Source organism: Myxococcales bacterium (assembly GCA_016703425.1).
GTDB lineage: Bacteria > Myxococcota_A > Polyangia > Polyangiales > Polyangiaceae > JADJCA01.
Map to the genome: position 1 here is coordinate 206684 of JADJCA010000013.1, position 21275 is coordinate 227958.

At 67.4% G+C, this 21275-nt stretch carries 14 protein-coding genes and 2 pseudogenes; 4 read left to right on the top strand and 12 right to left on the bottom strand.

Annotated elements, in window-relative coordinates; translation table 11 throughout:
* Nucleotides 1-48: 48 nt before the first annotated feature.
* Together IPG50_25795 and IPG50_25800 are read left to right on the top strand one after the other, a co-directional pair.
* Nucleotides 49-870 (top strand): acyltransferase family protein, encoded by an 822-nt coding sequence (locus IPG50_25795; protein MBK6695596.1) that lies wholly within the window; start codon nt 49-51, stop codon nt 868-870.
* Nucleotides 867-1793, top strand: a complete 927-nt coding sequence (locus IPG50_25800) for an SDR family oxidoreductase (GenBank protein ID MBK6695597.1) — start codon at nt 867-869, stop codon at nt 1791-1793. The genes IPG50_25795 and IPG50_25800 overlap by 4 nt, the downstream gene beginning before the upstream one ends.
* 34 nt (nt 1794-1827) lie before the next feature.
* On the opposite strand, the gene IPG50_25805 is transcribed toward IPG50_25800, so the two are convergent.
* From IPG50_25805 to IPG50_25815, 3 genes and pseudogenes are all read right to left on the bottom strand, one after another.
* Nucleotides 1828-3690: a BamA/TamA family outer membrane protein gene (locus IPG50_25805; GenBank protein MBK6695598.1), complete on the bottom strand. Its 1863-nt coding sequence runs from the start codon at nt 3688-3690 to the stop codon at nt 1828-1830.
* Nucleotides 3691-3700: 10 nt separating this feature from the next.
* Nucleotides 3701-7160: pseudogene (locus IPG50_25810) on the bottom strand (UvrD-helicase domain-containing protein).
* Nucleotides 7157-10471, bottom strand: coding sequence for a PD-(D/E)XK nuclease family protein (locus IPG50_25815; GenBank protein ID MBK6695599.1), 3315 nt, complete (start codon nt 10469-10471; stop codon nt 7157-7159). The pseudogene IPG50_25810 and the gene IPG50_25815 overlap by 4 nt, the downstream one beginning before the upstream one ends.
* Before the next feature lie 204 nt (nt 10472-10675).
* Here IPG50_25815 and IPG50_25820 point away from each other — a divergent pair, with 204 nt between their 5' ends.
* A complete protein-coding gene (locus tag IPG50_25820) occupies nt 10676-11203 on the top strand; it encodes a GNAT family N-acetyltransferase (GenBank protein MBK6695600.1) in 528 nt (175 codons plus the stop codon).
* A 15-nt stretch (nt 11204-11218) separates the two neighbouring features.
* Here the strand turns inward: IPG50_25820 and IPG50_25825 are convergent, their stop codons facing one another.
* Nucleotides 11219-11923, bottom strand: coding sequence for a hypothetical protein (locus IPG50_25825; protein MBK6695601.1), 705 nt, complete (start codon nt 11921-11923; stop codon nt 11219-11221).
* A gap of 2 nt (nt 11924-11925) precedes the next feature.
* Nucleotides 11926-12855 carry a Ku protein gene (locus IPG50_25830; protein MBK6695602.1) on the bottom strand — a complete coding sequence of 310 codons (930 nt, stop codon included), beginning with the start codon at nt 12853-12855 and terminating at the stop codon, nt 11926-11928.
* 113 nt (nt 12856-12968) lie between these two features.
* Between IPG50_25830 and ligD the strand changes: the two genes are divergently transcribed.
* Complete coding sequence (gene ligD / locus IPG50_25835; protein MBK6695603.1) at nt 12969-15704, top strand: DNA ligase D; 2736 nt, start codon at nt 12969-12971, stop codon at nt 15702-15704.
* Between the two features lie 46 nt (nt 15705-15750).
* On the opposite strand, the gene IPG50_25840 is transcribed toward ligD, so the two are convergent.
* The 7 genes and pseudogenes from IPG50_25840 to IPG50_25870 all read right to left on the bottom strand — a co-directional run bounded on the left by IPG50_25840 (nt 15751) and on the right by IPG50_25870 (nt 21215).
* Complete coding sequence (locus IPG50_25840) at nt 15751-16497, bottom strand: hypothetical protein (GenBank protein MBK6695604.1); 747 nt, start codon at nt 16495-16497, stop codon at nt 15751-15753.
* Nucleotides 16498-16574: 77 nt separating this feature from the next.
* The gene (locus IPG50_25845) at nt 16575-17282 is read right to left on the bottom strand and encodes a DUF72 domain-containing protein (GenBank protein ID MBK6695605.1); all 708 of its coding nucleotides are present in this window, start codon (nt 17280-17282) and stop codon (nt 16575-16577) included.
* Between the two features lie 111 nt (nt 17283-17393).
* Nucleotides 17394-17732, bottom strand: a complete 339-nt coding sequence (locus IPG50_25850) for a hypothetical protein (GenBank protein MBK6695606.1) — start codon at nt 17730-17732, stop codon at nt 17394-17396.
* Between the two features lie 247 nt (nt 17733-17979).
* The gene (locus IPG50_25855; GenBank protein ID MBK6695607.1) at nt 17980-18510 is read right to left on the bottom strand and encodes a dihydrofolate reductase; all 531 of its coding nucleotides are present in this window, start codon (nt 18508-18510) and stop codon (nt 17980-17982) included.
* Between the two features lie 2 nt (nt 18511-18512).
* A pseudogene (locus tag IPG50_25860) lies at nt 18513-19423 on the bottom strand (thymidylate synthase).
* On the bottom strand, nt 19384-19710 hold the full coding sequence (locus tag IPG50_25865; protein MBK6695608.1) for a BolA family transcriptional regulator: 327 nt from the start codon (nt 19708-19710) through the stop codon (nt 19384-19386). Before IPG50_25865 ends, IPG50_25860 begins: the two are co-directional and overlap by 40 nt.
* Nucleotides 19711-19802: 92 nt before the next feature.
* A complete protein-coding gene (locus IPG50_25870) occupies nt 19803-21215 on the bottom strand; it encodes a protein kinase (protein ID MBK6695609.1) in 1413 nt (470 codons plus the stop codon).
* Between the last annotated feature and the right edge of the window lie 60 nt (nt 21216-21275).

Consider the following 21275-nt stretch of genomic DNA (forward strand, 5'->3'; position numbering starts at 1 on the left):
GCTCCCGTGGACTCAGAAATTCATCGTGAGGTGGCGTAGCCTTGGCCCATGACAACCTCCTTGGCTCGCGCCGCGCTTCCGAGCTCGATCGAGGAGCGACTGCACCGTCTCGAATTGCCCTTCGACGAGTTCGGCGTCGATCCCTACGGCATCTCGAAGAAGCACCTCCGCGCCGGCTACCGCATCCTCGCGCCGTTCTACCGCCACTACTTCTCCGTAAGCGCGCACGGCATTGAGCACGTGCCTGACCGGGGGCGAGCCATGCTTGTCGGCAATCACTCGGGCGGCGTGGCGCTCGACGGCGCGATGGTCATCGCGAGCGTCTTCTTCGACAAGGACCAGCCACGGCTTGCGCAGGGCATGGTCGAGAAGTTTCTCGCGCGCATTCCCTTTGCCGCCTTGTGGACGAGTCGATGCGGCCAGTTCGTTGGTCTGCCGGAACACGCCGAGCGCTTGCTAACCGACGAGCGGCTCCTCCTGGTCTTCCCCGAGGGAGCGCGGGGCACCGCGAAGCTGTGGAAGGAGCGCTACTCGCTCGTCGACTTCGGCACCGGCTTCATGCGCCTGGCGCTCAAGACGAAGAGCCCCATCATCCCCTTCGGCTTTCTCGGGGGCGGCGACGCCGTGCCCACCGTGTCGAACCTCTACAGCGTGGGACGCGCCCTCGGCGTCCCCTACGTGCCCATCACGCCGTGGCTCGCTCCTTTGCCCCTGCCCATCAAGCTCGAGGTTCGCTACGGCGCGCCGATGCACTTCGAGGGCAGCGGCACGGAGGACGACGAGACCGTTGCCGGCTACGTGGCCCAGGTGAAGGCGACCATCGCCGAGCTGCTCGCCGAGGGCCGCCGTGCGCGGCGGGGAGAGTCATGAAGATCCTCATCTGTGGGATCTCCGGCGGCGTCGGGCAGAAGCTGGCATTGCGGCTCGATGAGGGCGGCCACGAGGTCTCCGGCATCGACGTGCGCCCGTGGCCCTCCGCGCCGCCGAACATCACCGTGCACCGCGTCGACATCAAGAAGCGCGCGGCCGAAGAGGTGTTCCGCAAGTTTCGGCCCGACGCCGTCGTCCACATGGCGACGGTGACCGCCTTCGTCGTCAAGAGCGACGAGCGATACCGTATCAATCTGGGCGGCACGCAGGCGGTCTTCGAGCACTGCACGCAATACGGCGCCAAGCACGTGATCTTCGTGGGGCGTCACACGTATTACGGCGCCGGTCCCGACGCGCCCCTCTTTCACACGGAGAGCGAGCCCCCCTCAGGGCTCGGCGCGCACCCCGAGCTCGCCGACCTCGTGGCTGCCGATCTCTACGCGACGACCGCGCTCTGGAGGTACCCGGATCTTGCCACTGCGGTCCTGCGCATTTGTTACACGCTCGGACCGTCGGGGCACGGGACCCTCGCCATGTTTCTCCGTGGCAAACGGGTTCCCGCGGTCCTCGGGTTCGACCCGCTCTTTCAGTTCATGCACGAAGACGACGTCGTCTCGGCCATCGCGCTCTCCATTGAGAAGCGGCTGCGCGGCGTCTTCAACGTGGCGGGACCGCAGCCGGTGCCGTTCTCCGTCGTGCTGCGCGAGACGGGACGCACGCGGCTACCGCTCCCCGAATCAGTGCTCGCGTTCGCGCTTGGCAAAGGCGGCCTGCCCGACCTTCCGAAAGGCGCGTTGGACCACTTGAAGTTCCCCATCGTCGTCGACACGTCGCTCTTCCGTGAGAAGACCGGTTTTGTCCACGAGCTCGACGAAGGCCAGACGCTTCGCGACTTTGCGAAGACGTTTCCCGCGCCGCGGTAGCGGAGGCCCTCGCCTCACGAGCCTGTTCGGCAGGCTATTGACCGAGGATGCCCGACGAGGCGCCGTTGTTGACCGAGACCGGTGCGCCAGCGCTCGAGAGCGCGAAGGCCTGCTCGAAAGCGACGAAGATGGTCGGTGCTGGCACACCGAAGATGCGCGATCCGAGACGCGCAACGCCGCCCGGCAAGTCCGCCGTGAGGGGAACGGCGAAGTCGCCGCGAAAGACGACTTTGTCGAACTGAGGAAACAAGATGCGGAAGCCGGTGCCGGCCGACTGTTGCGGCCGGAGCTCCTCCCATCCGTCAAAGGCGTGCCCAACGTCATAGAAGAGAGCGCCTCCGAGCAGCACCGTGAACACCTTGAGGGCGGGCGTCCGGTACTCGAGGTTGCCGACGACGTAGTCCTTCCCGGCGAAGAAGTTCGTGGGGTACCCGCGAAGGCGACTGTCGCCGCCAAGCCCCGTCTTGCGATTCAGATAGTTCCGATACCGCCCCAACACGCCGGCGTCGAAGACCAGCCGGCCAAAGCCGAGGCTAGGCGAATGAACGCGCAGGTCGGCGCTCGCGGCACCGTCAGAGATCTGATCCGCCTCCACCTCGTTGAGCAGCTCGCCACCGACGCGCACGATGCCGTCGGCGAGCGCCCACGTGTACTGAGCCGTGGCCAGCGTTCCAAGGAACGAGCGGCTAGACCCAAGCTCGCGAAAGACTGGATAGACGCGCGCCGTCATGTCGTAGCCGAGGCGAATGTCTTCCTGGAGGCCCAGCGTCTCCAAGTCCAAGACGCGCTTGAACCTCGTGGTGTAGATCCGTGCTTGAAGTGCAGGCCCGACGCGCGTGTCGCCGACGGGAATGCGCGCCTTCACGTACTCCGAGACCACGTCCGGCGCGAAGCGCCCGAGCGTCCCGGGGGGCAGGTGGTAGCTCCGAACGTTGACCTCAGCGCCGAAGGTCACGTCCTGCTTGTGCTCGGCACCGAAGGATCGAACAACGGCCAACGTCTCGGTGAAGCGCTGCGCATGGTACTCGTCGCGGAGGTTGTCCCTCTCCGGCGTCGCCTTCGCGTTGAACAGGGCGACGCGTGCGTTGACGTAGCGGCGCACCCTCTCGTTTCTAAAATCGCTCGAGACGAACCACGCCCACTTCTCGCGCGTTGAGGTGAGCGGTCGCGCGATGTAGGTCGAGCCGTACGAACCTTCCGACTCCCCCTTGTCGGAGAGAATGACGTTGGCGTCGGCGCCGAACGAGAGCCGTTGGCCTTGCAAACGGGGCACTCGAAACGCCGTCCCCAGCGTGTACGTCTCAGGTCGCATGATGAACCGCCCGGATACGCTCTGATGCGTGCCGGCGACGTTCGTCTCCGTGGGCTCGAGTCGAAGAAGCTCGAGGCCGGCGCCGGAAGCTTTGACGTCCCAGCTCATGCGCAAGCTCCAGACGTCTTTGGTGAGGACGAGGAGGCGAACCGTCCCCGCCGCACGGCCCCGCACCGGCACCACCAAGACGAGAGAGTTTTGCGGAAACGCGCGCAAATTGCGGGCCGTCTCGTCGGCCAGCTCGCGGGCGTAGGGCTCGCCCACTCGGAGCAGGACCTCGCGACGAAGCACCTCAGGCAACGTCGTCGCGTGAAGGACGTTGGCGATCTGAAGGAACCCCTCTCGTTCGTCGAAGACCTCCAAGGTCACAACGTCGACGGCCTCGACGCGCTTGCCCTCCGGTGCCGGGTCGACCTCCGCGCCGAGCCTCGCGAGTGACATCTGCAACGTGTCCGCCTCGTATCGGGAGAGACCTCGGGCCGCCTTGGGTGCGCTCGCTCCCGCCTGCGCCGACGCCGAGCGCGCCGACGCCGCAGCGGTCAGCAGCGCGAGGAGAACCCACGGGGATTGGCGCGCGCGAATCATCAATCGGACCTCATACCGAGAGCAACACGGCCCTCGCCTTCCCGCCTGTCGCCCTCGTGAGGGCTTCCGTGTACACGTGGAGCTGCGTGGCGTAGACGTCGAGCCGCTCGCCGAGCTCTGCGTCGGTCTTGAAGTCCACGACGAGCCACTGATCGCCGTCGAGGAAGGCCAGGTCCACGACCCCCTCGACGATCGTGCCGTCGTCGACAGCACGTTGGATCGCGCACTCGCGCCTCACATCAGAGCTCGCCCGCGCGCTGAAAGATGTCGTGCTGCAAGGCGGCGCGGACCGCAGCTTTCGCGGCGTCGACCTCATTGGCCGGCGAGCCCACGAGGCGTCCCTGCACCGCCGTCACGCGAGCGATGGCGGCGTCGTCGGCGTCGAGCGGCACCACCGCCAACGCCGCGTGCACAAGGATCCCGAAGCGCTTGCCCCCGGGCCGTCCGGCTCGCTCCACCGTGGTCCGCAAGACCTCGGGGCGAGGCGCGGCGGCGCCCTTCTGGAGCGTCGCTTGCTCCGTGGCCGTCTCGACGACCGACGAAGGCCGGCGCGCGCGTTCGCGGACCTCGACGCGGGTGGCCTGCCACGCGTCGTGCATCCTCTGCCCCGCGTCGTCGGCGCCGCCGGCCGCATCGGCGGCCAGCATCCGCTGTTGCCGAAGACCGCCATCTTGCTCCTTGTCTAGTTCGAGCGCGTGCGGATCCCACACGACGACACGATGAGCGCCGGCGCGCGGCCGGTGCTCGCCGGGCATGACCGAGCCCTCCGCACGCGCGTAGACACCGTTTGGCCGTTCGCGCACGCTGTCGGTACCGAAGGGCGGGCACCCCTCCGCCGGGCTCGCGTGGCGCTGCGACTCCGCTGGCGGAGAAACGGCGTCGAGGAGCGGCGCGACCCACCAGTCGTCGGTCTCGTGTTTGTCGCCGCAAATGGGGACCACCAGCAGGTCTTTCGCGCGCGTGGCGGCGACGTACAAGAGGCGTATCGCCTCCTCCTTGTCGTGACGCTGAGCGACCTCTCGGCCCAAGACAAGCTCCAAGGGCGCGCAGTGCGCCAGCGGGGTCGCCCAAAGCCGGCGCCCCGCGTCGACAAATCGGCTCGGCGTGCGCTGGATCGCGGTCGCCGTCGGGTCGCACAGGATCACAATGGGAAACTCGAGGCCCTTTGCCCGGTGCACCGTCATGAGGCGAACCCCCTCGGTCCCCTCCTCGACAACGGGAGCCTCCGCCGAACCGCCGCGCTCCGCGTCATCCATGAGCTTCGTGACGAAAGCGCGAAAAGACGTGGCGCCGGCGGACTCGAAGCGCCGCGCCAAGTCGAGCACGCGCAGCACGTTGGCGAGCGCTTGCTCTCCCGTCGGCCAATTGGCGATGCCCGCGTGCGCTCGCGTCCGCTCCAGGAAGTCGGCGAGCGTATCGGCGATGGGCCGCCTGTTTCGCTTGCGATGAAGCCGATGCAACTCCCCGAGCGCTTCGGCCACGGGCCGCGTGACGTCGTTCAAGCTCTCGGCTGGCACCTTGCGGAAGGAGTGGAGCGAGCCGTGGTCGTGGCGAAACGCCAACAGCGCGTCGTCTTGGAGTGCGCAGAATGGCCCTCGCAGCGTCGCGAACACGCTGAGCTCGTCGTCGGGCCACTCGATGGCGGCGAGCGCGTTGCGCACCGCGAGGACCTCCTCGCGGGCGTGGAACGAGCGGCCGCCGAGGAGCACGTGGGCGACGCGGCGTGCCTCGAGGGCTCGCACGTACGAGCGGGTGACGTCGTCGCCTCCATTCTGGAGGCGCTTGAAGAGGAGGCAAACGTGGCGCGGCTCGATGGGCACGTCGGCGCCCCGATCGCGAACCGTCCATCCGCTCTTGGTCGTGAGCCAGTGGATGAAGGCGGCAACGGCGTCGGGGAACGAGTCGTCGATGCGAAAATTGACGACCTTCCCGTAGTCGCCGTAGGGGCGCGGGACCGGCAACGCCACAACGGAGGGCCTCCCCGGCACGTCGTCGCGGAACGGTTCGAGTGAAACGTACTCGGCCTGCGAGCCATCGCTCGTCGGCACCATGCGCCGCTCGAAGGTCGCGTTCACCGCCGACTGGATCGCCGGCAAACTTCGGAAGCTCGTCCGGAGGTGAAGAACCGCGGCGCCGTCGCTCACGAGTCGGCGCTTGAGCGACTCGTAGAACGCGACATCGGCGCGCCGGAACCGGTAAATCGACTGCTTCGGATCCCCGACGAAGAAGAGCTTGCCGGGCAGCGGCCGCGCGCTCTCCAGCGAGTCGGCGTCGGGGTCGCTCGCGGCGAGGAGAAAGAGAATCTCCGCCTGAAGCGGATCGGTGTCCTGAAACTCGTCGACGAGGAGGTGCGTGAAGCGCGCCTGCAATTCGCGCCGCACCTCCCGTTGATCACGCACGAGGTCACGCGTCACGAGCAAGAGGTCGAGAAAGTCGAGGCGTCCCGTGCGCGCCTTCAGGCGCAGGTATGCATCGACCACTTCACGAAGCTCTTCGCGAAGCATAGCTGCGAGCTCCGCCTCCGCGAGGTCGAGCGTGCGGCCCAGCTCGACCTTGGCGGCATCGCGGCGGGCCATGACGGTGGCTCGTTCGAGTGTCTTCGAGAACCATTTGCCGGAGCCCTTCCAGCCCCAAAGGCGCTGTCTCTCCAGGTGGCGAAGCTCGGCTTCAAGCCCGTCGTAGTCGCGAGCATCGCCGCGAATGCGCTCGCGGCGCTCGATCTCGGAGACGACGCGCCCAATCTCGAGGAGGCTCTTGGTGAGCCAACTCTCTTGGTTGTCGGTCGCCTGGGCGAGCTCCGCGAGCTCCTTGAGCTCTCGGAAGCGAGCGTCAAGCTCCCGCTCCCTCTCAAAAGCCTGGGGCTTCGTCCACGGCGCATCGTAGTCGCGGTTCTCAAGCAGCGTGAGCATCGCGCGCCGGAGCTCGTCCCTCGGACCGATGGCGTCGCGCCGATTCACCTTCCGCCGAAGGACACGGCCCACGCCCGGCGGAGGCGCCATCAGCGCTTGCTGGAAGAACGTGTCGAACGCTGCGTCGACGAGCCGGTCCTTGTCGTCCTCGGCGGCCACTTCGAAGAGCGGGTCGACCCCCGCTTCGACGGGGCGCTCGCGCAAGAGGTCGGAGCAGAACCCGTGGATGGTGCCGATACGTGCCGTTTCGAGCTCCGCCAGGGCGACGTCAAGGCGCTGGCGGACCTCGGGTGAGGGGGCGCCCTCTCGCGCGCGCTCGATCTCCCCGCGGAGGCGGAGCTTCATCTCGCCGGCGGCCTTTTCGGTAAACGTAACCGCCACGACGCGGCCGAGCGTCGTCGTGCCCGTCGTCAGCAGCGCGAGGATGCGCGCCACCAGCATCGTGGTCTTCCCCGTCCCCGCCGCCGCTTCAACAACGAGCGTCTCGTCGAGCGCGCTCGCAATCCGCGCTCGCGCCTCCGCGTCAGCGAGCACGCGGGTCCCATCACTCTTCTGGCTCATCGGCGCCCCCGCAAGGCCTTGAGCGGAAGGAGCGGTTCGGCGTGTTTGATCTTCGGAGCGCGCTGCTCTTCGTAGGGACCGCACACGAGCCGGTAATCGCAATAGGTGCACTCGCCCTTGGCCGGTGCGGCCGGGAAGAAGCCGTCCTCCATCGCCTTCGCGACCGTGTCCACGACGGCCTTCGCGCTCTCGCGCGCGCCTTCGTCGAGGGGGACCCAAACCGGGTAGAAGCCCGCTGCCGCCGTCGAATAGTAGAGGCGCCCGCCTTCAACGACCCGGCCCGGGAAGAGCTTCTCGAGGGCCATGGCGTAGAGCACCGGCTGCAGCGTCAAGCCGCCGCCCACCACCGTCTGCCCCTCCTTCGCGCGGACCTTGCCGGTCTTGTAGTCGGTCGCGCGCAACGTGCCCTCCGAGCTCTCCTCCACAAGGTCGATGGAGCCGCGCAAGCGGAGCCCGATGTCGAGCGCTGCGGGCGCGTCCACACTCTCGGCGTCGCGCTTTCCGGCTCGCTCCGACAGGCCGAAGGAGAGCTCGAAGTGAGTGGGATGCCACCGCGGGTCGTCGGCCTCGCGACGCAACATTTCGCGCACGTCGGCCGTCAGCGAGTCAACGGCGTCGTCGAACACGCGATCGATGGCCGGGAGGAGCTGCTCGCGGTAGCGCGCGGAGACCTCCGCGACGACGCGGCGAAGGCGGGCGTCGGCCTCGTCGAGTCGCTCTCGCGTCACCGGGAGGAGTCCCGCGGCTCTGAGCTCGGTGTGGAGCTCGAACTCCACGTCATGGAGGAGCGAGCCGCGCTGCAGCGGATCCAACTCTTCGATCGGGAGCGGCTCCTCCCGCGGCGATAGCCGGTGGATCGCCTGCAAGACGAAGCGGTACGGGCACGCCGCGTAGTTCTGCAGCGCCGTCGGTGAAAATGAGCGCTGTCCGAACCCGTGTTTGGCCAGCGCCGCGCGCGCCTCGGGGCGCGGCTCCACAAGACCGTCGGCGCCGCTCCACCTTCGCACCCACCGTTGGCCGCGAAAGCGTAACGCGCGGCCCAGGTGAGGGTTCGCCGTGAGCAGGTAGCGCGCCATGCCCACGGTCTCGGCGTCGGGCATGCGGAAGATCTTCTCGAGTAGCGCGAGGTCGTGCTCCGCCTCGTCGATGGCGTCCTCCGGCGAGGGCGGCGCCGGCCAGCCGAGGCGCGCGCCACCAACCTGCTCCGCTCGGCGCGAGAGCTCCGTGAAGCTCGGGAGCTTCCCCTCGACTGCGCGCAGCGCCTCCAGCGCATAGAACGACGGCGTCCTCGGCCGCGCCTGGTCGAGGTCCACGCGCGGGTAGCTGAGGACCACCTTCCGCGTCGCGGCCCCCACGGCGAGCCGCAGCGCGAGGCGTTCCAACTCGGCGCGCTCGGCGCTTGTGGCCAGCGCTCGAGCGATGGGACGTACCGCATCCTCGGCGCTCCCCTGCGGCAGGGCGCGACGGCGCGCGTCCGACAGGATCGGATCTTCCACGATCTTCTGCGGGAAGAGCCGCTCCGCCAGCGCCGGAACAAAGACGACGTCGAAGGCGAGACCGCGAACTTCATCGGGACTCCCGACGAAGACCTTGCCAAAGCGCCGCGTTTGAGGACGCTCTGGCAACTCCACGAGGCGGTGCTCGAGCCGCAACCGCACCTCGTCGAGGCGCACCGGCCCGACCTCGCCCATCGGGTCGAGCTCGGCCATCAACGAGAGTACGCGCGCGGGGCGTCGAAGCGTGCGCGACGCCAGCTCGCTCAAGCGGTCAACCCACTCACCCCATTTGGCCTCACGCGGAAGCCGCTCCAGCTCCTCCAGCACCGGCAACGCGTAGGCCTTGAGCGAGTCCACGTCAGCGACCGTGGCCACGAGTCGTTCCTTCTTCGCGTCATCGGGATCTTTGCAATCGGCGAGCTCCAGCGCCACCTGGGCGCGATAGCCGTCGAGGCGTCGTCGCCAGCGCTCGAGCCCACCGATGACGGCTGCTTCGACGAGCAGACGCTCCCAGCGATAAGGAGCCCGCAACGTGCCACCCCTCGCGTCCCCCGCAGCGAGGGCCTCGTCGTCGCTGTCTTCGTCGGGCTCCTCGACGTCATCGCCCGAGGGGCTCTGGTCGAAGACGGTCGGAGCGAGCTCCTCGTCGGGGGGCACATAATCCTGACTGCGCGCCGTGGCGTCCGGCGGCCCGCCGGAAGGCGTTCGCGGCGGCACCTCACCGAGCGAGAGGTATTCGGCGAATCGACGCGCCGACAGGCCCTCGGCAGCGCAGGCGAGCAGCGAGAGAAAGGCTCGACCGACGGGGTCGGGCTTGCGAGTCCCACGTGAGAAGTGAACGCGAATGTCGGCGCGACGAAACGCCTCCACGAGGTGGGCCCGGTAGGCGGTCGGTGCGCGGAGCACGACAGCGATGCGATCAAAGGGCGTTCCCGCGGCGGCTTCGCTCTGCACACGGCGAGCGATCTCGACGCACTCACGACTCTCCCCGGGCGCGGAGAAGATGTCGACGCCGCTACTTGTGGCCGCCTCTCGCGCCGCTTCCGAGAACAATGCATTCTGCAAGGAAGCAACAGGGCCTTCGGCCGCGACGTCCTGGACGACAGCGTCAACGATGGCTGCCTGCAAGAGGGCGAGCGTTCGCGTGTCACCGGTAGGGAGCGTGACCAAGACGTCATCGCTGGCCCCGGCGAGCGCCGCGACGAGGTTGGCTTCCAACGTCGAAGCCAGAGCAAGGTCGACAAGCAGCAATGGAGCAGCGGCGACGGCGCCCTCGCGAACCGCCCGGGCGGCTTCGCCAAAGACCAGGGCTCGGTCGGCGAGGGCCGCCGTCGTGAGCTCTGCCTCAAAGGCCGCGAGGAGCGCGTCGAGATCAGGATCGCCGATGTCGCCGGCGGAAAAGCCGCCCATGCGCAACTCCTCGAAGGAGCGGGCGATGGCGCGCGCGAAGCCGGGCCGGTCCACCATCTCGCTGAAGCGCCCAAGAGCGGCGCGCGCTCCCATCCGGTGCACGACGCGCGCGGCGAGGGCCTCGAGGGGCAATCGGCCAACGGGCGCGATGCCGCGGGAGGCGAGCCCCGGCGCCGCCCACTGGGCCGCGGACCGTGCCAACGTGGTGCGCTCCCACCCAAAGCTCGCACCGCCAGCGGTGCGGCGCAGCGCGTCACGACACACCTCGTTCGCCCCGTCGAAGGAGCCACCAACGACGCGAATCGCCTGTGCCGCACCGCGTTGCGCGAGCCATTCAATGGCCCGCGACCGCCTGGCGACGGCCCCCGTGGCTTTGAGAATGACGCGACGCGGTGCGGCAGCCATGAGGGGTCGGAGGGTATCGCAAAGTTCCCATCGCGGTTCGCGGAGTCGCAAGCGTGAGCGGGAAAAAGCTGCGGAGCGCTCTCGTCACGCGTGAGTCACGTTCATGCGCCGACGCCTTCGGCGCCCTTGCCCGACGCCGCCTTCGGGGTACGCTGCCTCTGGGGGTTGGGGTTCGCCCACGTCCTCGTGATTGCCAAGGGCGCGATGAGACTTCGCACGACACGCCTGCATCTGGAGCCCATTCGGCTGCCGCTGGTGGAGGCCGTCTTGCGAGGGGATCGTGCGACGGCAGAGCGCATCGCAGAAGCGACGCTCCCAGAGGCGTGGCCCGGCGCGGTCCTCGTGGAGCGCGCCTTCAGCGCGTCGCTTGAGGCGATTCGACTCGATCCCGATTTGCGCCTGTGGGGTGATCGGCTCGTGATCCTCGATGGCGCAAGTCAACGCCGCATCGTGGGGAGCGTGGTGTTTCATGGGCGGCCCGCTGACGATGGGATCGCGGAGGTCGGCTACGGCGTAGAGGACGAGTCGCAACGACTCGGGTACGGCACCGAGGCGGTGCTCGCCTCCGTTGACTGGGCACTGGCGCAGCCCGAGTGCCGCGCGGTTCGCGCCACCACGTTTCCTTGGAACACGGCGTCGATCCGAGTCCTCCAGAAGGTGGGCATGGAGAAGCTCACGACGCGCGACCACGACATGCTCGGTGAGATGTGGATCTTTGAGCGGCGTCGGTAGGCTGCGTTTCTTGCTCTAGAGCGCGTCCCACTCGGCGCGGTCGAGCTCTTTGCTCTGCACCACGGCGGAGCACGTGCCGGAGCCACGGACCGTGAACCGCAGCCCGACGCGTTCGCCGCGCCAAAGCGAAGTCTCCCCGACCACGCGCTCGGGCGCACCAAGCTCGCGCGTCAACGTCTCGCGGATCGGCTTGCAGTCGTTCGGCGACTTCACCGCAAACAAGATCGTCGACAGTTGGTTTCGCTTGAACACGTAGGTCACGTCGCGAAGGGCGTAGCCTCCGTAGCTGCGTTCGGGGGCGCGGTAGACGACGGCCTCGCCACGCTTCTCGAACTGCACAAGACCTCTGTGTGCCTTCGGCGACGAGCCGAAGGTCGCGCCCAAAAAGCCACCCTTCAGGTCTAGTTCGCGCGAAGGGCCGCTCTCGGCACCGGGCGCGCGCGGCGACTCACCGGTTGCCGCCGTCGGGTCGCGCTCGGCGCCCTTGTCTGGCGATCGGTCCGACGCCTTCGCGCCGCTGGGGCTCGACGCCGCCCCGGCCCCCTGAGGTCCCGCGCCACGCGGCGGCGGCAAGCGCAGCGTCCCCACCGCGTATTCGCCGATGGGGACCTCGACGGGCCGCGGCCGCGGCGGCGGTTCGACGCACGCGGACAGCCACGCAAGGGCGAAGGCAAAGAGAGGCCCGAGCCCGCTCAAGTCGGGGCGCGGGGGCGAGCGCACCGTCACTTGTCCGAAGCGACCTTCTTCTTGGAAGGGCCCTTCGCCGGCTTCTTCGACGTGCCCTTGGCGCCTCCCTCGGTGCCCGTCGCCTCTTCACGCGCAGGCTCCGGCTCAGCGGGTCGCACGGACGTCTTCATCGGCCCGCCTTTGGGCACACCGCCGAGCGAGCGCGCCAAGAGCTCCGCCAGGTCAATGACCTTGGCGCCGGTCGTCGTCGTCTCAGCCTCCTCGGCGTCATCGCGCTTGAGGTCGTCGGCTTCGACCTTGCGTTCGACGGCCGCTTCCACGGCAGCCCGGTACTCGTCGGGGTGCTTGTGAGGATCAAACTCCGCGGCCAGCTGATTCACGAGGTTGAGCGCCAGCTCGACTTCGCGGTCCGAGGCGGGCTTCACGTCGGGTACCACGATCTCCTTCGCGTCGACGATCTCGTCGGCAAAGCGCATGACCTCGAGCGCGAAGATTTTCCCGCGGGGCCGAAGCAATCCGAGCTGCGTGCGCGTGCGAAGCTTCACCTTGGCCAGCGCCACGCGGCCCGTGCGCTCGAGTGCCTCGCGAAGGAGGTCAAAGCCGCGCGCGCTCTTGCCGCCAGGTCCCACCCAATAGCTCTTGCCGATGTAGACGAGGTCGACGTCTTTCGGCTCGATGAACTCGACGATGTCGATGCCACCGGAGGTCTCTTCGCCGTCGAGCTTGAGCAACTCCTCTTTGGTGAAGAGGGCATATTCGCCCTTCGTCACCTCGTAGCCCTTGCCGATCTCGGCCCACTCGATGTCGCGCGCGCACTTGGGGCAACGACGGGCCAGGTTGATGCGCGAGCCACACTCCTTGTGGAGCTGGTGGAACTGCGGCGTCAGATCCTTGGTCGCGGTGTAGAGCTTCGCGGGGATGGTCACGAGACCGAAGGCAATTTCGCCAGACCACATCGCACGCATGAACTCTCTCCTTCGAAGGACCCGACACTGAGCGTCGGGCACCGGCAGTTCGGACTTCTGGAAACCCGCCCCGTGGGCGACACTGCCGAAGGGCCGCCTGCGAGACTCAGCGTATGACCAAGAAGAGAGGACCGACCACTCGACGCCCGTCCAGCGGCCCTCCTGGGCCGTCCGATGCGAGCGGCGAGTCGTCCCTCTCGGAATACGAAAAGAAGCGCGATTTCTCCGTAACCCCTGAGCCCTCCCCGGCGCCGACGATCGGCCCAACGAGCCCCCCAAAGGGAGCGCCGAGCCAGGGAGGACGATCGTCCCATTCCGGAGGTCCGGCCGTAAAGAAAACCGCGGAAGCGGCCACCACCGGTCCCGTCTTCGTCGTTCAGAAACACGACGCCAAGCGCCTCCACTACGACGTGCGGCTCGAGTTCGAAGGCAAGCTCGTGAGCTGGGCCGTGCCCAAGGGGCCGACCTACGACCCCAAGGTGAAGCGCCTCGCCGTTCGCGTCGAAGATCATCCGCTCGACTACGCGGCCTTCGAAGGGCGCATCCCCGACGGCAACTACGGAGCGGGAGACGTTCTGGTCTGGGACCACGGCACCTTCGAGCTGCCGGCCAAGGGGTTACCCATGGCGCGGATGCTCGAGAAGGGCCACGTCCACGTCATCCTTCACGGCGACAAACTCAAGGGCGGATGGCACCTCGTTCGGACCAAAGAGACCAACGTTTGGTTGTTCTTCAAGGCCGAGGACGCCTTCGCAAACAAGAACATCGACATCGCCAAAGACCGGCCCGAGTCGATCGTCACGGGGCACGTCGCGACGCGCGGCCCCACCGGCACCGTGACGCGAGTTGCCCCAAACAAGGACGCCCACGAGCTCGCGCGCGTCGTCGGCGACGTCTCGCGCGCCGTCTCATCGCGGCTACTCGGCCCACCGAGCGAGTACCTCTTCGAGGTGAAGTTCGATGGCTACCGAATCGTCGCTTCGAAAGCCGGCGCGGACGTGCGACTCACGAGCCGCGCCGGTCACGACTGGACCGCGCGCTTTCCCGAGGTCGCGCGCGCTGTCGCGACGCTCCCTGTGCGCGAGGCCGTCTTCGACGGGGAGGTGTGCGTCGTGGACGCCATCGGCCGCCCCTCCTTCGAGGCGCTCCAGCGGCACCTATCGGGCGAGCGCAACGTCGGCCACCTGATCTTCGCGATGTTCGACCTCTTGTGGCTCGACGGGCGCGATCTTCGCAGCCTTCCCCTTGAGGAACGAAGGCGCCTCCTCGACGACGTCACGGGCGACGCGCCCTCTCCCCTCACCTTCTCGAGGTCCATCCAAGGCGAGATGGGAGACATCGTCGCGGCAGCGCGCGGAGCGGGCCTCGAGGGGCTCGTCGCGAAGCGTAAAGGCTCAATCTACACGGCCGGTCCAACGCAAGCGTGGATCAAGATAAAGTTCGAGCTGCGACAAGACGTCGCCATCACGGGCTACACGCCGATGACGGGCACCAAGGTCGTTGGTGCCCTGATCGTCGGCCTCTACGACGACGAGGGGAACTTCGTCTACGCCGGGAAAGTCGGCACCGGCATGAGCGACAAGCTGCGGGCAGACTTGGCCCATGAACTCGACGCGCGGCGAGCCCACGGCAACGCGTGCCCCTTCGCCCGTGATCCCAAGATTCCCGACGCCATCTACACGGCGCCAGGGCGCGTCATCGAGCTTGGCCTCCGCGAATGGACGCGCGACGGCTCTCCGAGGTTTCCTCGCTTTTTAGGCTTTCGCGACGACAAGACCGCCGCCGAGTGCCTCCGCGAGTCCGTCGACGGCTTCGTCGACATGTCGCACGCCGCGCCGGGCACCAAGAAGGGCCGCGACGCCCGAGGACCTCTCGCCCCCGGAGGGGCACGCGACGCGGAGGACGACGCGATTCCGCCGCCGCTCTCCCAACGGGCCGGCCTGGTGAAGCTAAGCAACGCCGACAAGGTGCTCTACCCAAAAGACGGGATCAGCAAGCGGGACATCTTTGCGTATTACACGGACATCTCGACGGTCATGCTTCCGCACCTACGCGGCCGTCCCATTCACATGCAGAGGTGGCCCGACGGCATCGACAAGGAGGAGTGGTTCCAGCACGCCGCCCCGCCCAAGGCGCCGCCCTTCGTGAGGCAACTCCCCTTCGACCGCGACCCCGACAGCGCCTTTGAGAAAGGCGCACGGCAGAAGTGGCGCATCATTCCCGAGAACGTCGAAACGCTCCAATACCTCGCGAACCTGGCCGCCCTGACGCTCCATCAGCGCTCGAGCCACCTGCCGCCCGACGCGACGACCGAAGAGGCCATCGCCAAGGCGCTCTCGATGCCGAACTACGTGGTCATCGACTTGGACCCTGGCGAGGGTCCCTTCTCCGACCTCATCCGCGTGGCTTGGGCTGTGCGCGCGCTCCTCGACGCGCTCGAGCTCGAGAGCGTCGTAAAGACCAGCGGCCAGCGCGGCCTTCACATCTTCGTGCCCCTGGCACCAGGGCACACGCACGACGATGCCTCCGCCTTTGCCATCGAAGTGGCGCGCGCTGTGGCCAAGGTCCTCCCGGACATCAGCACCGTCGAAACGCGCAAGGACAAGCGCAAGGGACGCCTCTACGTCGACGCGCTGCAGAACGGCCGCGGCCGCACCATCGTGTGCCCCTACTCGCTGCGCGCCAAAGACGGCGCGCCCGTCTCCACGCCCGTCGAGTGGAACGAGGTTACCGATGCGCTCGATCCCGGAGCGTTCAACCTCAAGACGATTCGCCAGCGGGTCGACAAGAGGGGCGACCTTTTGGCGCCGCTGCTGCGCGGCAAAGGGATCTTGCCGAAGGTGCGGTGAGGCTCAAACGCAAGTCATCCCACGCACACGAGCCGCTTGGCGAGCGCTACGCCCGATGCTCGAGGCGATGCCCGAGCACGGTGCGGCCGACCATCGGGCTGAGGTTGAGCGTGTCGTCGGCCTCCTCTATCTCCCACTCGAGGTTCATGCCCCACCCAGTGAAGAAGAGGTCCCTTTCGATCGTCTGCAAGACCGTCGCGATCTCCGCGTCACTCGGAATGCGCGAGGCGTCGAGGGTCAGCCTGCAGCGCATGCCCGTTGCTCGGTCGTAGACGAGAGATGCGTCGCCGCCGAGCCACCAGGATTTGTCGTCACCGCCGGTAGCCTCCATGAGGCAGTCCACCTGGTCGAGCGGTTGAATCACACGAGCGCCGTCGAAACGAGCGAGGATCTCCGGGTCTCGGATCTTCTCCTCCTCCTCGGTGTCCGCTTCGACGTTCACGATCTTTGCCTGGACGTAGACGAGCAAGCTCGCCACCACCGTCGATGAGGGCGCCGCTGGCAACCCTTCGGTCCGTAGCCCGACCCCTGCCAACAGTTTCCCGAGCTCGCCATGCTGCGCGTCCGACAGACGCGGGACCCATTCCTTGAGAACCTCGACGCACCGCTGCGCGAGCGCCTCCGCTGATGCGAGCGTCTCCGGAGCGACCTGCATTCCGAAACACTGACCTGGCTTGAGACCGCGCAACGTCGCAGCGGCATCAAAGAGCTGGGGCACTACCTTCACGTCGTTCGATCCCGGCCGGCTCGCCTCGATCTGCGCCGAGATCCAATCATGCACCTTTTGGGTCATGGGCACGCTCTGCCACACCAGTGGCAAGCGGCAATCGAGCGCTACGGCGCTGGACCGAGCCTGCCGCAATTAGTCCCTCAAAACTGCCCCCGCAGGACCTTCGCGCACTCGACCGATCGCACCGCCTCGTGTTTGAAAAACACAAAGACCTTCTCCCACGCTTGAGCCTTGAGCCTCGTCGCCCACGCGACGAGCTCCGCTTCCGTGTAGTCCTCGCGCCTAAGGCGCAGGTACCCGAAGGGCGCCGTCGCGATGAAGGGCGCGTTCAGCTCGTCGTCGGCCTTCGCGTCCTCGGTCTCCGCCAGACAAAGCGCTACACCGCGCGCGCGAAGGCGCTCGATCACGTCGTCCTCGAGCCAAGACGGGTGCCGCGGCTCGAGGGCGACGCGGACGTCGCTAGGCACGTGCTCCAAGAAGGCGTCGAGTCGCTCCAAGTCCTTCTTCATGTTCGGCGGCAGCTGAAACAAGAGCGCGCCGAGATGGGAGCCGAGCGTGCGGGCGCTGTCGATGAACGCATCGACGACGTCGAGCGGCTTGAGACGCCCGATGTGGGTAATCTTGCTGGGCGCCTTGAGCACGAACGAGAAGTCGCGACCGGCCACTTGCTCGGCCCACCCTGCCAGAAGCTTCTTCGTGGGGAACCGGTAGAACGAGCCGTTGATCTCGACGCACGGCAGCTCCGACGCGTAGTGCGCGAGGAAGCGATCGGCCGGCATCTTGGGCGGATAAAACGCCGGTTGCCACTCCTTGTACGAGAAGCCGCTCGTGCCAACGAAGAGTTCCATCGCGTCCTCCGCCCCTCTCCTGCCAACGTGGGTGGCCGCTCTTTGGGACGCAGGTCCGCTCGCGCAGCCGCTGGGCGACGCCGAGCATACCCTCATCGGCGGGGGCGCCGCCTATTCGAGGGTGAACTTCTTCCCGAGGACCACGGGGCTCCCTTCGAAGGGGCTCACCTTGATCTTGCGGTACGCCTTCTCGATGCACTTGGACGACTTCGACCCCGCGAACGGCGCCTTGTCGACGACGACGTCTGTGATCAGGCCCTTCGGCGTGATGGTGAGAAGGACATGCCCCTCACCGCTCGGGCCACCCTTCACCTTGCAGGCCTTGAGGTCGACGGCCGACAAGGCCTCGTTGACCGCCTTTTTGTCGAGGGTGGATGGCACCTCCGCGCCTCCGCTTGCAGCGGAAGATGCCACCACCATCACGAGCGCCAAGGTCAGCGAATTCTTCATCGTGGACTCCTCCCTTTCGCCACCGACCGATGCACGGAGCGCCGTCGCGCTCTCTCGGCAGCACTCACGTGAATGAGGAGCGCGCGCCCGACGCGCCACGCTCCATGGATGCCTCAAGATCCAAGAGAGGTGCCAGATGCCCACGCGTCGGGGCGCGCCTGTTTCGGCGCGCTTCAACTCGGATCGAAACACGGACGTGAGCGATAGCCGATCCATCGACGTCCGTGTGGGAGACACACGCGCCTCGCTACTCGCCCTCCTGGCCGCGCTTCTGTTCGCCGTGCGGATCGGCCGTTTGCCGGCGCACCAAGGTCACGAACGAGACACCAGGCGTTTCGCCGGCCCTTCGCTCGACCTCCTGCCACTCGGCCGCGGCGAAGGGCGGCATGATCGCGTCGCCTTCCACGTCGAGATCGACCTCCGTCAGAAAGATCGTATCGGCCTGTGACAGCGCCTCGAGATAGACAGCGACGCCACCAATGACCCGTGGCGACGGATCGGTCTGGCGCGCCAGCGCGATGGCGTCATCGACGCTCTTGGCGACCTCGCAGCCGGGGATGACGTAGCCCGGTCGCCGACTGATCACGATGTTGCGGCGACCGGGCAGCGGCTTGCCGACCGACTCGTAGGTCTTGCGACCCATCAGAATCGCGTGCCCCATGGTGAGGCGCCGAAAGTGCTTCAGATCCTCAGGCAAGTGCCAAGGCAGGCCGCCTTCTTTGCCAATGACTCCGTTGGTCGCGCGCGCCAAGACGAGCGCGAGTCGCGGCACGGGCACCGTCACACGCTCACCGGCGCTTTGATGGCGGGGTGTGGATCGTAGCCTTCGAGCGTGAAGTCCTCGAACTGGAACGCGAAGAGGTCGCGCACGTCGGGGTTCAGCTTCATGACGGGAAGCGAACGGGGGCGCGCTCGAGCTGGAGCCGCGCCTGATCAAAGTGATTCTTGTAGAGGTGTACGTCGCCGAACGCGTGAACGAACTCGAGCGGCACGAGACCCGCCACCTGCGCCACCATCATCGTGAGCAGGGCGTAGCTCGCGATGTTGAACGGCACGCCGAGGAACACGTCGGCGCTTCGCTGGTAGAGCTGGCAGGAGAGGCCACCCCGGTCTTCGCCCGACGCATCGCGGAACCGTGTGACGTAGAACTGAAACAGCGTGTGGCACGGAGGAAGCGCAACTTGGTCCGCCTCGCGCGGATTCCAGCCCGTCACGATGAGCCGACGACTGTTGGGATTCCTCCGAATCTCCTCGACGAGCCATCGCAGCTGGTCGATGCCGTCCTTCTCGTAGGTTCCGTCGGCGCGCCGCGTGGCGCCAAAGTTCCGCCACTGGTGGCCATAGACTGGCCCCAAGTCACCGGGCTCGCGCCCGAAGCGTGACGTTTGCTCCGGCGTGGCCCATTCGTCCCAGATGGTGACGCCTTTGTCGCGGAGGGCCTTTGCGCTCGTGTTCCCGCTCACGAACCACAAGAGCTCGTGCACGATGGACCGAAGGTGCACCTTCTTGGTGGTGAGGAGCGGAAAGCCGCCGCGAAGGTCGAAGCGCAGCTGGTGACCAAAGATCGAACGGGTGCCGGTCCCCGTCCGGTCGTCGCGATCGCTCCCCTTGTCGAGGATCAGACGCAAGAGATCGAGGTACGACTGCTCGCTCACGACGCGCCACCTTCGGCCTTCGAGCCACCGAGGCATGGCGGCGACGTGCCGGCATCATTGTCTTTGGCCCATTCCTCGGCGGTCTTTGTGACGAGCGCCAGCGCATGCACCCCACGTTTCAGCTCCTCGCCGAGGGTGTCGTAGACGAGCCTGTGGCGCTCGACGCGCGATCGCCCCGCGAAGGCTCCGCTCACGAGGACGACGCGAAAGTGCGTCTCCGAACCTCGCGGGACCGAGTGATTGCCGCTCTCGTTTTCGACGAGCAAGTAGCTGGGGGCGAAGCGCTCGCGCAACTTCTCCTCGATGACGCTGGCCGTGCTCATGCACCCCGACTTATAGCGCCGACCGCGCGGTTCGGGCAGGGGCGTCGTCTGGGCGCGTCCTCGTTTCGAGCGCCTTCAGCGTGTGACTGCACTCAGTGCGAGGCCAACAGCACGTAGGTGACGTACCCGGCGACGGCGGCGAAAACGAGAACCGGGACCCAGAGCAGCTTCTTGACCAGCTCCGGCAGAGGCGACGCGAGCGCGCGCTGTTTCGTTCGCGTCGGCGGCGAAGCCGGGGTCGCCAGTAGCGGCGCGTCGCGTCCCTCCGGGTCGAAACGCTGGCTGAGCGGCGCCTCCGTGGCGGAAGACGCGGGCGAGAGCACCGCGGGATCGGCGCGCTCGTTGACCGGGCGGACGGAGCGCGGTCCCCGCACCGAGCCCCCCCGCACCGAGACAGGGATGCCCGGCCCTTGCGGCGCGCGGGCTCGCGGTTCGGGACTCATCGGTGACGGCGGATACGACGGCCTCGGCCGTATCGAGGCCGAAGAAACCGCGCTGGCGTGCGTCGGCGTCGGCATCCCCATCTTCGCCGGTCCCGTGTTGCGCGGATCGTAGTGAAGCGTGACCGTGTCGCGAACGTCCGAGTCGTCGAAGAGGACGGGCGCCGGCACGGCCACCGTCGTCTCCGACGGGTGCTCCATCGTCGTCTCTTGAGCGAGCCGAATGCGATAGTCGCGCTCCTCCTCCGCGTCGGCTTCGGCGTTTCGCTCCAAGAACCGACCGAGGAGCTCGACGACCTCCGACATGGCGGGGAAGCGGCCTTTCGGATCCTTGGACAATGCACGCATGACGACGTCGGCGACGCGCTGTGGAACCTGCGGCGCGACCTCACGAATGGACTTCGGCGTGCCTTTCAGGATGGCGAAGGGCACGGGCAAGTGGCTCTCTGCCGTCGTCGTGATGGGATGCGTCCCGCCGGTGAGCAGCTCGTAGGCGACCGTCGTCCACGCGTATTGATCGGAGTGCAGGTCGAGCTTGTCGCCGAGCACTTGCTCCGGCGCCATGTACAGCGGCGTTCCAACAACGATGCCCGTGTGCGTCACGACCGTGAGATCGATCGACGCGCGGGGGTCGGCGATGGGCTTCGCCACGCCGAAGTCGAAGAGCTTCACCCAACCGTCGTCGCAGACCATCACGTTTTCGGGCTTCACGTCCCTGTGCGCGATTCCTTCGCGGTGCGCCGCCGCGAGGCCCCGGGCCATGCCCCAGAGCCACTCGACGCGCTGATCCATGGGGATGCGCTTGTCACCGATGAACTGGCCGAGCGCGCGACCGCGAGCGAGCTCCATGGCGATGTACGGCGTGCCGTCGATCTCACCGGAGTCGAGAACAGCGACCGCGTTGGGGTGCCGAAGGCTCGCCGCCGCGCGCCCTTCGCGGACGAGACGACGAGCCGCTTCAATGCCTTGGTTGCCGTCGGGATCGAGCGCGAGGTCGGGATTGACGACCTTGAGCGCCACGCGGCGCTCCCGCTCGACGTCGGTCGCCTCGTACACGATCCCCATCCCGCCCTCTCCCAGCACGGACTCGATGCGGTAGTGCCCGAACCTGTGCCCCGGTCTGAG

Excerpts from the sequence above, each read along its gene's own strand:
- IPG50_25820 (MBK6695600.1), top strand. The coding sequence starts at position 10,676 with ATGAGACTTCGCACGACACGCCTGCATCTGGAGCCCATTCGGCTGCCG.
- IPG50_25805 (MBK6695598.1), bottom strand. The coding sequence starts at position 3,690 with ATGATTCGCGCGCGCCAATCCCCGTGGGTTCTCCTCGCGCTGCTGACC.
- IPG50_25840 (MBK6695604.1), bottom strand. The coding sequence starts at position 16,497 with ATGACCCAAAAGGTGCATGATTGGATCTCGGCGCAGATCGAGGCGAGC.
- IPG50_25800 (MBK6695597.1), top strand. The coding sequence starts at position 867 with ATGAAGATCCTCATCTGTGGGATCTCCGGCGGCGTCGGGCAGAAGCTG.
- IPG50_25865 (MBK6695608.1), bottom strand. The coding sequence starts at position 19,710 with ATGAGCACGGCCAGCGTCATCGAGGAGAAGTTGCGCGAGCGCTTCGCC.
- IPG50_25870 (MBK6695609.1), bottom strand. The coding sequence starts at position 21,215 with ATGGGGATCGTGTACGAGGCGACCGACGTCGAGCGGGAGCGCCGCGTG.
- IPG50_25830 (MBK6695602.1), bottom strand. The coding sequence starts at position 12,855 with ATGCGTGCGATGTGGTCTGGCGAAATTGCCTTCGGTCTCGTGACCATC.
- ligD (MBK6695603.1), top strand. The coding sequence starts at position 12,969 with ATGACCAAGAAGAGAGGACCGACCACTCGACGCCCGTCCAGCGGCCCT.
- IPG50_25815 (MBK6695599.1), bottom strand. The coding sequence starts at position 10,471 with ATGGCTGCCGCACCGCGTCGCGTCATTCTCAAAGCCACGGGGGCCGTC.
- IPG50_25795 (MBK6695596.1), top strand. The coding sequence starts at position 49 with ATGACAACCTCCTTGGCTCGCGCCGCGCTTCCGAGCTCGATCGAGGAG.
- IPG50_25850 (MBK6695606.1), bottom strand. The coding sequence starts at position 17,732 with ATGAAGAATTCGCTGACCTTGGCGCTCGTGATGGTGGTGGCATCTTCC.
- IPG50_25845 (MBK6695605.1), bottom strand. The coding sequence starts at position 17,282 with ATGGAACTCTTCGTTGGCACGAGCGGCTTCTCGTACAAGGAGTGGCAA.